The organism is Paraburkholderia atlantica (assembly GCF_009362785.1).
GTDB lineage: Bacteria > Pseudomonadota > Gammaproteobacteria > Burkholderiales > Burkholderiaceae > Paraburkholderia > Paraburkholderia atlantica.
In genome coordinates this window covers 1-13,760 of sequence record NZ_WHNQ01000074.1, presented here as the reverse complement: position 1 = coordinate 13,760, position 13,760 = coordinate 1, and the positions used below count along the sequence as shown (strand labels likewise).

At 58.9% G+C, this 13,760-nt stretch carries 9 protein-coding genes; 6 read left to right on the top strand and 3 right to left on the bottom strand.

Annotation, left to right across the window (positions count from 1 at the left end; all coding sequences use genetic code 11):
* A partial coding sequence (locus GCT19_RS38845) for a DDE-type integrase/transposase/recombinase (RefSeq protein ID WP_152854692.1) occupies nt 1-245 on the top strand: 245 nt, incomplete at its 5' end.
* A 293-nt stretch (nt 246-538) separates the two neighbouring features.
* On the opposite strand, the gene GCT19_RS38840 is transcribed toward GCT19_RS38845, so the two are convergent.
* Nucleotides 539-1,093 carry a hypothetical protein gene (locus GCT19_RS38840; protein WP_152854872.1) on the bottom strand — a complete coding sequence of 185 codons (555 nt, stop codon included), beginning with the start codon at nt 1,091-1,093 and terminating at the stop codon, nt 539-541.
* Between the two features lie 1,830 nt (nt 1,094-2,923).
* Between GCT19_RS38840 and GCT19_RS38835 the strand changes: the two genes are divergently transcribed.
* The 5 genes from GCT19_RS38835 to GCT19_RS38805 all read left to right on the top strand — a co-directional run bounded on the left by GCT19_RS38835 (nt 2,924) and on the right by GCT19_RS38805 (nt 9,577).
* Nucleotides 2,924-3,445 carry a flagellar biosynthesis protein gene (locus GCT19_RS38835; protein WP_227717795.1) on the top strand — a complete coding sequence of 174 codons (522 nt, stop codon included), beginning with the start codon at nt 2,924-2,926 and terminating at the stop codon, nt 3,443-3,445.
* A 1,072-nt stretch (nt 3,446-4,517) separates the two neighbouring features.
* Complete coding sequence (locus GCT19_RS38825; RefSeq protein ID WP_152854871.1) at nt 4,518-4,775, top strand: immunity protein Tsi6 family protein; 258 nt, start codon at nt 4,518-4,520, stop codon at nt 4,773-4,775.
* A gap of 942 nt (nt 4,776-5,717) precedes the next feature.
* The gene (adhP, locus tag GCT19_RS38815) at nt 5,718-6,743 is read left to right on the top strand and encodes an alcohol dehydrogenase AdhP (protein WP_152854870.1); all 1,026 of its coding nucleotides are present in this window, start codon (nt 5,718-5,720) and stop codon (nt 6,741-6,743) included.
* Between the two features lie 225 nt (nt 6,744-6,968).
* Entirely contained in the window at nt 6,969-9,305 is a 2,337-nt protein-coding gene (locus GCT19_RS38810; RefSeq protein ID WP_152854869.1) for a DUF3141 domain-containing protein, read from the top strand.
* A complete protein-coding gene (locus GCT19_RS38805) occupies nt 9,302-9,577 on the top strand; it encodes an RNA-binding protein (RefSeq protein WP_152854868.1) in 276 nt (91 codons plus the stop codon). Before GCT19_RS38810 ends, GCT19_RS38805 begins: the two co-directional genes overlap by 4 nt.
* Nucleotides 9,578-11,175: 1,598 nt before the next feature.
* On the opposite strand, the gene GCT19_RS38795 is transcribed toward GCT19_RS38805, so the two are convergent.
* The gene (locus tag GCT19_RS38795; protein ID WP_152854867.1) at nt 11,176-13,146 is read right to left on the bottom strand and encodes a lytic transglycosylase domain-containing protein; all 1,971 of its coding nucleotides are present in this window, start codon (nt 13,144-13,146) and stop codon (nt 11,176-11,178) included.
* Between the two features lie 453 nt (nt 13,147-13,599).
* Nucleotides 13,600-13,760: transposase (locus tag GCT19_RS38790; RefSeq protein WP_152851873.1), on the bottom strand; the 161-nt coding region annotated here is incomplete at its 5' end.

Genomic DNA, 13,760 nt, shown 5'->3' with positions numbered 1-13,760 from the left:
TCCCTGCGGACACGACGTTGCGATCGTCGAAGTATTTGAACAATTTGATCGAGCAGGATCATCGCAACATCAAGTCCAGGGTCAATGCAATGCTTGGCTTCAAACTTTTCGGGAATGCGGCCGTTACGATATCGGGCGTCGAGTTGATGCATCGCATTCGCAACGGTCAGTTCAACCTCGCACGGTTGCGCCTCAAAGATACCACTGCGCCTGCTGTTTGGAATGCAGTCCTTTTAGCACGATGATGCAATGTTGAATCCACGGTTCTTCGCTCGTGCGCGAAATTTGCACCACAACCACATAACGGGCCGATGACAGTAGTTCGGCCAAAGCTGACGGTCGTGTGTTGGCGCTGACATGCCTGCTTGCGGTCGCTCACCGGTCGTCCGCCGAGAGGGGCGACGAACGGCCGCTACCGAGATCAGCGAATGCGTATTGTCGACCCGTTGCGGCCTGTCGAGATTCTTGAAAGCAGACGTTCACGAGAGAGGTTACGCTAATTTGTCGGGATCGGTGGCGTTCACACTGTCCGAACTCATCAGTTGATGCGGCGAAGGTGTCTATACCAAAGCGCGCGGTTTGTCTGCGGATCTACGAGGGAAAGGATCAGATCGCCTTGTAGAAAATCGACGTCGCCGTTTTGGAAGTCGCGCTGGACAATGTCTGCTTGCCATATCTCATGATAGGACTTTTTGTCCGAGCGACTGATCACAATATAGCCTTCACCGCTTGCTTGGACAGTTTCGAACTTCCATGAAATATCTGGAAGATTCGCGGGTGATGCAAGTGGGTTCGAACTTAAGATAGCAGCTGTCAGCGGAGGGCAAGGGGCGGTTATTCGGCTCAGGCTTTTGAATACGCCATCTTTCTTGTACGCAAACCATTGGCACTCTGATGGCCATGGATTAGCGCCAAGCAGCTTGGGCTCCAGAGCGGGGGGGAAACCGACAAGTTGCCAAGCACCTTCTACTTCAACCTGGGTAGCGGGTCGTACCGATCGTGCCGTTTCGGTTTGCGAAAAAGCTGGACAGGCCGTCGCCCACAGAATCAAGAATGCGCCGCATCGCACGAGCAAGGATTTTTTCGTTTTCATCCTCTTACATATACCAGAACGTTGGCTCAGATTATTCGAGATGCCCACGAGCACCAATCCACCGACAATAGTCGATGCTAGCAAAGGTAGGGACTTGCAAGCAAAATTGACCAGCTCATCAGGTGACTGCCCGGGGCCGACCGCTGCCCCGATGCGGTCGACTAAAGTCGATTATGGAGCGCGCCCCGCCGACACCAAAGCACTCAACCATCTGCGCGCAATTCGAGCAACGGATTGAGTATTTGCAGAACTTCTGCGACGCCTACAACTCTTGAACCCTCAGCTACTTCAACATGTCGACCAATCCAAAACGTGTGTGGGTATGCCTCGGGCGATAAAAGCCAGACCTCCGCCCTACCTTGTTGCCCTGTGCAAACCCCTGCGGCGTCCACGAATTCGTGATGTGCAGATGACCAGTAGTCAGCACGCACTTTGTAGATTGGGACGATAGCCTGAAATGACCTCTTTCAACGAGCCGTCTGATCGCTGCACCGTTAGAGAGAAGTTCACCATCAGGTCGGGTGGACGGGGCGGGCGGGTCATAACGTTTTCGGGGGTAGCTAGGGGCCTTGGAAAAACGCCGATTGTCGACGAATTTGCGCTAGGTGTCGAACGGCCGATGTTGGCCGCGCCCTGACAGCGACGCAGACTCTACAATCAACGACGCGCGTCCGAGTACAAGAAAAATCGAGTAAAGCCGGTAGAGAAATCCGTGAGATTTGCGACTTTACCGCCCCAGTCGCCCCATACAGCCGAAGATGCTTACAACCGCGAAAGCGACGAGGAGCGAGCCGACCAAGACGTAAGCGAGGAGGAATTTGATCGGTGATTCGGACTTATATATATCGCCCCCCGAAACGTCCATGGACCTTTTCTTCCGTTCGATAGCTTGATAGCGTCGCGATTAAGCCGCCCGCTGATCCGACGAGAGTTCCGAGCCAGCCGAAATGGATATCGTTGATCGGGTATGCAATGCATATTCCCCATGAAACGAGGGCCACCGTCAGGAGAGCCCAGACCATTCTATTCACTTTGGTAGTCGATTTCGAAGGACGACATCCAAATTGTCAACGATCTACGCACTGATGTCGAATGGCCGAAGGTGGCCGAGGCCGTGTGAAAACGCAAAAGTACTCGGCTTTTAGGTGTCGCTTTACCCTTCCCGAGTCGCTACCAAGCCAATACAGCGCGATCTGAAGGGCCGAGTTTTACGGACAGGGTGTGCGGCTTGCGTTTTCACACGCCCTCGGCCGACTGCTGCCCGATGCGGTCGGCTGTAGTCGGACCCAACTCAGACCTCCGCCTCCCTCGGCAGCAATCGTTGAAATCGTCTCGACACTCACGCAAGTCGGGCATTACGCGCAGCAGTGGCTTCGCCTTCAAGGGCTTCGACGCAGCTTTCCTTCTGCATCGGCAAAGTGCGTTTGCAGCCTAGATCATTCAAATATTGAAACAGTTACGATTTAGGTTACAAGCATATTCGGCGAATTCAGCATGCATAACGGGCGTTCCGCCGCCTAGTCTTCACTGATAGCCGGCACTCGTGCTGGATAATTGCATGTTGTCGTAAAGACACACTTATCAAAAATCGGTGACGAAAACTGTATCCTTTCGCGCTCGCGGTGCCACCTCTAGCTATTAAATTTGCATCTGATTGCACCACCGCAGTCTTGCCTAACAAAGAAATCTAAACGGGGAAAAAGAACTATGCTGCCAGCTCGAATCGCCATCTATAGTCTCGCCGCGTCCATTTTGGCTGGATGCGCAGCAGGCCGCACGACTGTCGACGTCACTGCGCCTCACGGGACCAATCCATCAACAGGAAAGTACGTGCGCATTGAATCCGTCCGTGACGCCCGAACGTTTACGACAAAGCCTCCTAGCGCCGACATGGCGTCACTGGATCCTGATGGAGATTCTAGCGACGCATCGAAAGCTCGCGCGATTGGCCGCAAGAGAAACGGCTATGGCAAAGCTCTCGGCGACGTGGTGCTTCCTGAAGGCAAGACGGTATCCGGCCTTGTTGATAGTGCGCTTGCCACGGGTTTTCAAGAGGCAGGCTACATCGTCGTGAAGCAAGATGATCCCAACTTCGCCGCCGCCGCTCCTGTGACCGCAGAAGTTGTTGATTTTTGGGCGTGGTTCCAGCCAGGCTTCTGGTCGGTCTCAACCAATCAAAAATCAGAGGTGCAACTGTCTGGTGACATTGGCGCTCTCCATGGTGTGAAAACCATCAAAACAAAGGTTAGCGAATCGAAGCAGGTTGTAGTTTCAAGCGACTGGCAGGAAATCGTTGAAAAAGGGTTGTCGGCCATTACCGAACGCACGAAGGACCTTGTAAGCGGTAAATAGCCCGGAACCGGGCGCTCATTGCTGAGGAATAGTGTGTGTGATGAGCGCCAATCGGCGGTCGATATATCGGATAGCGCGGTTTCGAAAAATTGTCGTGGGGGCGGCAAGTCGGGCGACACAGGAACGTCGTTCAAATCGTCGACGATCGGGCCATTCTGTCGACTGTCTCTTGATGGCCGAGAGCACCAGTTCGCTGAAGGTCCCGTAAAGCGGTCGTCGAAATCGTCGACGGCCGCTTTCGGCCGGCGTCTGTGAATGAGTACAGTCGGCCACTTTCGGTCACTCGACGTCATCGCTTAGATCGCCGACAATATCGGCCACCGCGCCCGCGCATATGAACGGCAGCTTATGGATGATCACCACGTTTTTTCCGGCTTTGGTATCGATATATTGCGGCGCTCGGGTTGCTACTTTCTTCGATATGACGCTGGTGAGCTAGTGGTTCAGATCCGGGAACTCGAGCTTTCCCCGGAAGACGCTCTTCTTGCCACGCAGAGCGAACAGTCAGCGTATGAGGTCATCCTTCGCCTTACGTCCAACGACGGAGAGCGTCGATAAAGCCCCGACCGGCCATGAACGGGCGTTCGACACTGCCGCGCTGATCGTGGACAATCCTGTTCGCCGCACTCGCCGATACCAACTGAACTTTCTGCAAAAAGCAGCGAAAACCTGACGGAGTCTTTTGTGGCATGTGCACGATGTAAGGACCTTTGCGTTCGCTATGCAATAAGACATCCTCGTGAGCTACGCAAAGCGATACAAATCGGCGCGGAGAACATCGCCGACGGAACACTCGGTGAAGTAGTTCCCGACAGTCCTTGGGTCTCCGTCTCGTTTGCCGAACTCGCGAAGGGAGCCGCGTGGGACGACTACATCGAGTACCACTTTCGCTGTCTGCATTGCGAGGAGATGTTTTGGCTGCACGCAGAAACGTATCACGGCAGTGGCGGGTACTGGGAACCGAAAGACTCTAAATCGATACGCGAGAACATTACAAACTAGGCGAGGAACATTGCCGCTTACATCAACGTTAGCCACATTTTCGGTCTGGTAGCACGTGGATTTCTTGGTCATGACGAACACCGAACTCTTACTCAAGATCGATGAAGCTTTATCAGCTATCGGGCCTCTGGTGGCTCCCACATGGCCAAATGTACAGAGCATTCATAGGCAATTGACGTGGTGCCGTGCCCAAATTTCCGGTGAATCGTCGGAGCCAAAACAGGGGCCACTCACAATGGGACTGATTGCCACTCGGGAATTCGACATTTGGGGCGACAAGCCGGAACTTGCAGCCCTGGTCAATCAGATTCAGCGCGCTTTTGAGTGAGTTGAGTGACCGCTTTGGGCAACCTCGAACGTCGGCTCAGGGTCGTAAGGACTCGTTCGCCAATAGGGAAAGCTGACACTCGCCGACACCGGGTCGCGAGTGTCCGCGAGACGATCTAAAACGGCCACACGTTCCCGATCGGCCGCCGTCCGCTTTGGCCGAGCACACGCCAACGAGGTCAGCCGCTGACCTTGTCGCTCTGAGGCCCGAAACCACCCTACGGAGCGACGCGGAACGGACATACGATTCTTGTCGCCTCGGAATGGTTGTCATTATCTCGGACCGTCCGCCGTTGCCGCCGTATTCGCGTGCGTGACTGCTGAATAAAAGGGACGGCTCATCGATTTTTAAGCGTGTGCATGTCAAGGCGACACGATTTGCATGTCCTCGGCGGTTTCGCGTCGTTCCTTTGATCGGTTTCAGGGTTCAAAACGACAAGGATTGGTTGTCAAACTGCGACATTAATTGATCAACTCTACAGCCTGCCGTGCTGAGTCGCCCGCTGTGGGTCGAAGCGGGCCTTCTTTCATACCGAGATAGCACGGTTCGGAAGCGGGTCACCGGGCTGCGACAAAGGAAGCTGGCTGCGTGTCTGTGCGCAGGCGCGCGTCCAGGCGACAGCGGCTGGCCTGCTCAAGCTGAGGCGCTCGCGGCGGCCGTCCTCAGCCTCTGCGACGGTTTGCGTTTCTTCCGGCTGTGCAATCCGGAAGAGACGACGGACCAGTGGATCCGAGCCATTCTGGCGGCCTTGTTTCCTGCACTTCGTCCGGTCCGGTACTGGAGAATCTTGAGTCGCTGGATGATGCCGGTGCAACAGTCCGCTTCCACTTGCGCTCTTAGATCAATACGTTAGGGCGGGTCGTTTACGTTGATCTATCGCAAAGCATTAGCGGGCCTGGCGAGGATACTCGTGAGAATCACAAACTCACTGAGGAGCGACTGATGGCTCAATTCATGAAAGCTGCGGTAGTCCATGCCTTCGGCGAGCCGCTGCGGATAGAAGAAGTGGCGGATCCTGCGCCCGCTGCGGGTCAGATTCTCGTCAACGTCAAGGCGTCCGGGGTCTGTCACACCGACCTCCATGCCGCCGATGGTGACTGGCCGGTCAAGCCTCGTCTGCCGTTCATCCCTGGTCACGAGGGTGTCGGATATGTCGCTGCGGTTGGCGCGGGCGTCACGCACGTGAAGGAAGGCGACCGCGTTGGCGTGCCGTGGCTCTATACCGCATGCGGTCACTGCGAATACTGTCAGACGGGCTGGGAGACGCTTTGCCACGAGCAGCAGAATACCGGCTATTCCGTGAATGGCAGCTACGCCGAATATGTGGTCGCCGATCCGGACTACGTAGGTCATCTACCGAACGGGGTCGCGTTCGACGAAATCGCGCCGATCCTCTGCGCCGGGGTCACCGTATACAAGGGCATTAGGGTCACGGACACCCGGCCCGGTCAGTGGATCGCCATCTCGGGCATCGGCGGCCTCGGTCATGTCGCGGTCCAGTACGCCGTCGCGATGGGCCTGCATGTCGTTGCCGTCGATGTCGCGCCCGACAAGCTGGAACTTGCGCGCAAACTCGGCGCGCAAATTACCATCGACGCCTCGACGTCCGATCCTGCGAGCGAGGTCCAGAAACAGATCGGTGGCGCACATGGCGTTCTCGTGACCGCTGTCTCGCGCGGCGCGTTCGCGCAAGCGCTCGGCATGGTGCGCCGCGGCGGTACCGTCGCGCTGAACGGTCTGCCGCCCGGTGACTTTCCGCTGCCGATCTTTTCCACGGTACTGAATGGCATCACGGTTCGCGGTTCAATCGTGGGCACGCGTCGCGACCTGCAGGAATCGCTCGAATTCGCGGCCGAGGGAAAAGTGCGCGCACATATCCACCATGAGCGGCTAGAGAACATTAACGAAGTGTTCACCGCATTGCGCGAAGGTAAGGTCGACGGCCGGATCGTACTCACTGAACTTTGAATGAGCCAGTGCCTGGTGCCGATATCGCGCGCCGTGCGCATCCAGTTGACGGCTCATCGTTGAGCAGACGACCCACGGCATTGATCCATGTCAGGTCGGCACGGTGCCGCACGAGTAGTGTTCACAAGTTGCACGTCAATCGGCGCGCGCCTGCGAGTCCTCCCGCGAGACAGCCGGGGGCGGCCGCGCGCGCCCTCAGCCAATGTCGCAGTGGAGGACGTAGTCATGGATGCAGCCACGCAGTTCGCACGCAGTCAGGAAATCGCCGGAAACATCGCCTACGTGCTGCAAAAACGCGCGCAGAATGCAGTAAATCAATACGGGAAACGCTTGCGCGAGGCCGTCAGTGACGGCGTCCGCATGGACCAGAGCTGTACCTTGCCCCCCGGGGCGCAACTGAACCCTTTGAGCGCATGGCATTACGCTGTCGATGTCGCACAACGCTCGCTGCTGTTCTGGGACACGATGCGCGAGCGCGGCACACAATATGTTGAAAACACGTCGCAGGGACTCAAGCCGGTACTTCACTTCGACTATGACGTCGTGCTCGATGGCAGGCATTTTGCGCGCCCTGTGAACTATGCGCTGCTGCACATCAAACCACCCGAAGACGTCATCGTCGACGCGAAAAAACGGCCTTATCTGATCATCGATCCGCGCGCCGGTCACGGTCCGGGCATTGGCGGCTTCAGGGACGATTCGCAGGTCGGCGTCGCGCTGCGCGCGGGCCATCCCGTGTACTTCGTCGTGTTCTTCCAGAATCCCGAACCGGGCCAGACGCTGCTCGACGTATGCGCGGCCGAACAGGAGTTCGTGAAGAAAGTGTGTTCGCTGCATCCCGACAGCGCGAAGCCGGCGATCATCGGCAACTGCCAGGGCGGCTGGGCCGCGATGATGCTGGCGAGCTCGTCGGCTGAAGACACTGGACCGATCGTCATCAACGGCGCGCCGATGTCGTATTGGAGCGGCTCGTGGAGCGAGGGCGTGGGCGATAACCCGATGCGCTATGCGGGCGGCCTGCTGGGCGGCACGTGGCTCGCTTCGTTTGCGTCCGACCTCGGCAACGGCAAGTTCGACGGCGCGTATCTCGTGCAAAACTTCGAGTACCTGAACCCCGCCAACACCTTGTGGGACAAATACTATCGCGTGTATGACAACATCGATACCGAGCCACCGCGCTTCCTGGAGTTCGAGCGCTGGTGGGGCGGCTACTACCTGATGAACCGGGAAGAGATCGAGTGGATCACGCGCAATCTGTTCATCGGGAACAAGCTGTGGTCGGGCACGGTGCGCGGCGTTTCGGGCAAGGCGTTCGACCTGCGCGATATCCGCTCGCCGATCGTCCTGTTCGCCTCGATGGGCGACAACATCACGCCGCCGCAGCAGGCGTTCAACTGGGTGGCCGACCTGTATGGAAGTACTGAGGAAATCAAGGCGCGCGGCCAGGTCATCATCGGACTGATGGATCAGGAGGCGGGACATCTCGGCGTTTTCGTATCGGGCAAGGTGGCGAAGAAGCAACATGCGCAGATCGTCAACGTGCTCGAGGCAATCGAGATGCTCGCACCGGGTCTTTACGCGATGTTGATCGACGAGGTCAACGGTGACGACGGCAAAATCGCATACGAAGTCACGTTCGTCGAACATCGTCTGGAGGAAATCGCGCAACATTTCAACCGTTTCAAGCGTGAGGACGAGAAGCCCTTCGAGGCGGTGGCCGAGCTTTCCGAATTCAATCAGCGCGCTTATGAAATGTTCGCGCAACCGTGGGTGCAGTGGACGTCGAACGAAGCCACGGCGCGATTACTGCGTGAGATTCATCCGCTGCGCTCGCAGCGGTGGGCATGGTCGGACCTGAATCCGTGGCTCGCGTGGCTGCGCCCGGCGGCCAACGCGGTCAAAGCCAGTCGTCAACACGCCGCGGATATCGGGCCGTGGCGCGAACTCGAGCATCGCGGCTCCGAAATGATCAGCGCCTCGCTCGACTACTACAGGGCAATGCGCGATGCTGTCGCCGAGTCGACGTTCTTCGGCGTCTACACCAACCCATTCCTGCTTCATTTCGCAGACCGGTATCGCGAGCGCAATGCAGCCGCCTCCACGGTTACGGATCCGCGCGAACTGCCTTTCGTCAAGGAGGCGCTCGCATCGATCGAGCAGGGCGGCTACGACGAAGCGGTCGCGCGGGCCGCTTTCCTGCTTGGGCGCAGTGGCGAGCCATTGCCGCTTGCACGGCTTGCGACGCAGCGTGAACTGATCGAAGCGTATGCCGAGTATCTGCCCAGCTTGCCAGCCGACCAGTGGCGGCGCATTCGCGGCGAACAGGAACTCATCGCGACCTACGAGCCGCAGCAGGCTATCGCGACGCTTCCCGCCCTGCTCACTGTGCCTGCAGACCGAAAGAGGCTGCTGACGTTGCTGGACAGACTGCTGGGCGACTCGCGCGTGCAAAGCGTCACGCCAAGCGCGCAGCAATGGGAGGCGTTGCAACGCATTCGCGCGGTCCTCGGGGCGCCACCTGCGGCACGGCCTGTTGCGGTGCTCGAACATACGCCGACATGAGCGCTGAAGTCTTACCAGGTAATGTGCGAGACAGGATCGCTGACGACGAAATCAACGAGTTCATGCAGAGGTACAGATTGCCTCTGTTCGATTCGATTGAGCGCGTGCCTGCAGTAAGCGGAAGTCCCATGGCGCTGCTGAGGTTCATTGACCTCGCGTCAGAGGTCCTGGACGCGCTGATGTTGAGGATTCGCAACATGTTCTGGAGAGGGCACACGATCAGTGCGAAGGTCCTGCTAGTGAGGGACGACTGGCTCGCAGGCGTCGATTAGCGATAGACGCCTTGCCCGAGAGAGGAGCCGCGGCATCGCCTCGGCCGCCTTGGATTGGCGGTGTCGGTCTCATGATCTGCATCAACGTTTTCCGCTAGCTGGCGAGTAACTTGATTCCAGTCTTGCAGGTAAAGCGCGGCCGCAATGCCGGCCGCGAACCTCGGCATAAGACCTCCAATAGGAGACGGCGTCCGTCCGCGCCGGGTGATGCGCGCATATGCGCGTCAACACGACGTGAACCGGAATCATGCAGGCCTTCCGCTACGCCAGTCACAAACCGACTTTGCTGGATTCGCGCGCGATGCTGACATTATCAACGCTTTCTCAGGCGACGAGGCTGCCACCTCGCCTTGGCGAAGTGGCGGGTCGCGGGGCCGCGGCCACGCTGACCGTGTCGCTGGCGCTCGTACTGGCGGACGGCTTTCGCGGAGTTTCGACTTCTTTGCGAGGCTCGCGCATTTGCCTCGGACGAGCGACTACGCTCGGCTGCGCATCATGGCCGCGATGATCGGCAGCGGATCGGGGGTGCCAGATGCGCCGCTGTCCGGGCGCCCCCTTGTCTTCGAATGACCGCTGCGCCTTGTGGATTCAACCGGTCGATCCAACACACAAAGCCGCAATTGCAATGGCCGGTTTTACATCGGAGCCGGCCGGATGCCCGACGGAAGCATCTCGGCCTTATGGAAAGCTTTGCATAAGGCCGAACTACCGCCTTAAGACGCCGACCTGGATTACTGCATTGCTCTGCTAGCTGCCTCGGAAGGCCGGACGGGACGACTGGTGACAGTGGGGCGTACTTGGTCCCCCGGCGGCCGTTAGCATCAGCCGGGGATGCGTGGGCGGGACCCGGGGCGGCAGATGGCGGCGATAACCGGAATTATCCCGGGGTGAGGGTCGCGTCTGTTCCGTGGCAATCCGCTTCGACCATCGGCCTGCGAAAGCGATAATGGATATAAAGACAAGAAGGATTATCTCCACAGCGTGGTTGGGTCGAGTATTTCTCAGGAAAACTTGACCCAGGAGACATTCTTCGCCTCGTTTCGAACGGGCTGTCGTGTGCGCGCCGGCACGAATTGGGAAGCGAGCAGCGCATAGTTGCGGAACAGCGGCTTTACGCCAAGATGAATACGCCTCTCGGTCCCGGCTGCAGGTTGGAACAGCATCCCCGCACGACATAGCTGGACTGCGGACTCACAATCCGCCGGAGAAATCCGGTTGTGGTTTCGAATCCCGCCCAGCCCACCAAGCATGGCTTGTATTTGCAGGTTTGGGCTGGAAAGGGAAACGTTCCGCAATCGCCAAAAAAATGTCGGAAAAGAGGTGTGACCGCAGCTCTGCGAGCCTTATCCCGCGCGCTTGCTGGTTGTGGGCAGCGGACTGGGACCTGCAGTTGCCTGCGCGGGCGTACCACAAGCGGACCCCCGTTTCATGAAGGCACCTACGTGTCCACGCGGGCACATGGCGGCGCAGATCTTCTGCCGCTCATGGGACGCGCGTCATCCTCGGCCTGGTCCTGAACTTAGGTACGCTGCCGGTAATGGTGCCACCAGGATGGCTCTTTGTTTTATCCGTGCGGTCAGCGCGGAAGCGTTGCTATGTCATCGGGGCTCGATGTGACCAAGCAGCTCCATCAGCGATTGCGGGTGGCCATCAAACAACGCCGCATAGTAGACCGTGTTCGACAACACATTCTTGACGTAGTCGCGGGTTTCGTTGAACGGAATAGTCTCCGCGAAAATCGCGCCTTCCACCGGACGCGGGAGGTTGGCCTGCCACTTGCGCGAGCGTCCAGGGCCGGCATTGTAGCCGGCGGTCGCGAGCACGGCCGAACGGTCAAGCTGGTTGTAAATCATCGACAGATAATACGTGCCGAGGAGGATGTTCGTGTCGAGCTCATTCATCCTCGCCCGCGAGATCGGACCGAGCCCGATCTTCCTCGCGACCATCTCCGCGGTATCCGGCATCACCTGCATCAGGCCGGCTGCGCCAACCTCCGAGCGCGCACTGATGATGAAGCGCGACTCCTGGCGAATGAGGCCATACGCCCATTCGATATCGAACCCGGTGGACTGCGCATTTCGCTCGATAATCGTGCGGAACGGCGCCAGATAGCGCAGCGAAAAATCATGTTCGGTCTGCGTCCTGTCGGCGGTGCTCACCGTCCGGTCGTAGAGCTCGATGCGACGTGCGTACTCGGCGACTGCGAGCAGTTGCCGGTCGGTCATGCCGCGCAACTGCCAGTTCCACTCCCGGTTGCCTTCCGTGCGCAGGTTCAGCGCATAAAAACGTTTTGCCAGTTCGAAGCCCGGTGTCTGGCCGGCCTTCTTAACTTCTTCGTCGGTCACTTTGATCTGTGGCGGAATCACGATCTGCTGGCCGAGCGCCTCAGAGGCCAGTTGGCCATAGAAGGTGTAAGTTCCAGCGATCTTCCCGAATTCCTGGTTCGCCGCTGTCACCTCGCCGGCCTGCTTCAACGCGCGTGCGTACCAGTAGGCCCACGGTGATTGTGCGCGCAGCGCGGCCGGCATTTGCTCGATCGACCAGCGCACCATCATCCAGTCTCCTGCCAGCAGCGCGCTGCGCGTGCGCCACTCATAGGCCTGGCTCGACAGGGGCGCGTTCGCCGACAGCCGGTACCAGTCCACCGCGCCTGGCAGCTGCCGGGTCGCTGCCTGATAGGCAATCGTGCCCCAGCCGATAGCGCGTTCCGCCAGGGTGAGCGCAGGTGCGATCGCGGTGAAGATGGCTGCCGCCGCTGCCGGATCGCTGGCCGCCACCTGCGTGATGGCGAGCAGCGCGAGTTGATGGGATGCCGCGTCCATCTGGATGCCTTTCGCCAGCAGCACGCGCGGCTGGTTCGTCGCCTGATCGAGCCGCAGCGGATCCGGGCGCGCCGTGCCCAGCGCATCGACCAGTCTGCCGCCGGTCCTCGTCGCGCCCTGTTCATAGGCCTCGCGAATCTGCTGCCAGACATCCTCCGAAGTGAACTGGTGATTACCCCCGAGCGCGGTGATCAGATCGACGCAGCCGTCTCCGTACCACTTCGGCTCGACGAGCAGCGCGCGCGCCGCGTCGGCAACGTTTTCACCCCGCGCGGCGCGCGACTCGAGCGCATAGCATTTCACCTGCGTGTCGTCGTTCAGGGCGAACAGTGAATATTGGGAATCGAAATTCTTCCAGTCGTGGCGCGCGCCGAGCACGCGCAGATAGTCGTTGCGCAGGCGGTCGGCAATCGCCTTTCCCTCGTAGCGTTGCAGAAACGACAGCACCAGTGCGTCCGGCGCATCGAGATTCGCATGCCCCGCGCCGTTGAACAGACGCGGCTTGATCTGAAAATAGCTGAGATAAGCCGGCGCCGGATAATTTCGGACCAGGCTCGCCAGCTGCGCGGCACGCTCGGAATCGTTGTCGCGGGCGGCGTCACGCAACTTGATGAAAATCTGATCGTCAGCGGAAAGCGAGGAGAGTCGGGTGGGATGTCTGGCCACCGCCGTGCCAGACACGACGAACGTCGCGGCGGCAAGGGCAAGGCCGATCGCGCGAGACGCCCGGTGACGTCGTGTGGACATCGCTGTTCTTACCTTGTTTTAGTGCAGAAAATTGAGCCAAAGCTTAGGCCGCAATTCGGCGAAGCGAAGCTTCGAAAAAGACTGGACCCAGCCCGTAATTCGGCGCTTTGCGAGCCGGATGGTTGCCTGCACCACGCGCGCGGAAGTGGTTCGCAACCTGCGTACAAAGGAAGCCGTGCGCTGATCACCACGCCACTTGATCGCGCTTTCGCGAGATCGTGGCGGGGGCGCCGTTTCACGCATCTAATTCCGGCCTAATTCTCAAGGGGGAGGATTCGTTCCGCAGCACCTCTCGAGCGCAGTACCTTCAGCTCTTGGGCTACGCTGAACAAGCCGCTGAATTTGCGACGTGTCGGCGATGTTGAGGTGTTCAGGTCGTGAAGCCGACCGTCACCCTTTGGCTTTTGGCCCTTGCGGGCATTGCACGCGGGCGTTTTGCCCGCGTTTCGCCCATTACGGGCACACCTGTGCCATCAATCGCGTGCGCGACAGGTACACGTTGGCGAGCGCCAGAGCTACGAAGGCCCGGTTCGCATTCTTCGCCAACCCGCGGTAACGCACCTTCGTGAAGCCCCACAGTCGTTTGACCACCGCGAAGACATGCTCCACACGCG